Genomic DNA, 961 nt, shown 5'->3' with positions numbered 1-961 from the left:
CTTCGGCTTCTCCGACACCCGAGCAGCAGCCCGCCGCTACTTCAAGAACGACACCCACTCCATCGTGGTGAAAGTACTGCAGTTGCTTGCGGCGAGGGGCGAAGTGGAGGCGGGTGCGCCGTCGTATGCCCTGGACCGCTACAAGTTGCTGGACGTCAACGCCGGAACCACCGGCGGAGCAGGCGGCGACGCCTGACGCCAGCGCACTCGGCAGCCGGGTCACTTCCGTGGGGAGACTGACCCGGCTGCCCCTGTTTGATTAGGGTTCAGTTATGGGCAACACCGGGGTGGACAGCGCGCAGGAACGCCAGGCGACGGGCATCGTCCTGGCCGCCGGGGCAGGCACCCGACTGGGCTTGGGCCCCAAGGCCCTGCTCCCCTACCGCGGACGGCCGCTGGTGGAGGCGATCGCCGGGAAACTCCTGGACGGCGGTTGCCGGGAAGTGGTGGTGGTGCTTGGAGCGGGTGCCCAGGAGGTGGCAGCCGCGGCCGAACTGGGCCGCTACCGGGTCGTCGTCAACCAGGACTGGCGCACGGGCATGGGCAGCTCGTTCCTGCTCGGTCACCAGGCCGCGGAGCGGGGAGACCACCTGCTGGTCGCCCTGGTGGACCAGCCGGGCCTCACCGCGTCAACGGTTCAACGGCTGCTGGCCCGGCACCGCCCGGGGCGTATCACCGCCGCTGCCTACAGCGACACCCATCCGGGCGACGGCGGTCAGGCGGCTCTCCGGCGCGGCCATCCCCTGCTGATCGACACCTCCCTGCGGGACGACGTATGCGCAACGGTGAGTGGCGATGCCGGGGCGCGCGGCTTCCTGCGGGCGCATCCGGAGCTCATCGACGAAGTGGACTGCAGCGACCTGTCCACCGGCGAGGACGTGGACACCCCTGACCAGTTGGGGCTGCTTCACTAGCAGCAGGGGTGGTCAGGCGCGGACGCGCAGGAACCGTTCGAGGGCAT

General features: G+C 69.9%; 2 protein-coding genes. Both read left to right on the top strand.

Features of this window, described 5'->3' with window-relative positions; translation table 11 throughout:
• On the top strand, positions 1–196 hold a 196-nt coding region (locus tag RM50_RS20005; protein WP_043456316.1), incomplete at its 5' end, for a hypothetical protein.
• Between the two features lie 76 nt (positions 197–272).
• Positions 273–914, top strand: coding sequence for a nicotine blue oxidoreductase (nboR, locus tag RM50_RS20000; protein ID WP_043456313.1), 642 nt, complete (start codon positions 273–275; stop codon positions 912–914).
• Positions 915–961: the final 47 nt, after the last annotated feature.

Source organism: Pseudarthrobacter phenanthrenivorans, from assembly GCF_000813845.1.
Classification (GTDB): domain Bacteria; phylum Actinomycetota; class Actinomycetes; order Actinomycetales; family Micrococcaceae; genus Arthrobacter; species Arthrobacter phenanthrenivorans_B.
This window is presented reverse-complemented; position numbering and strand designations above follow the sequence as displayed.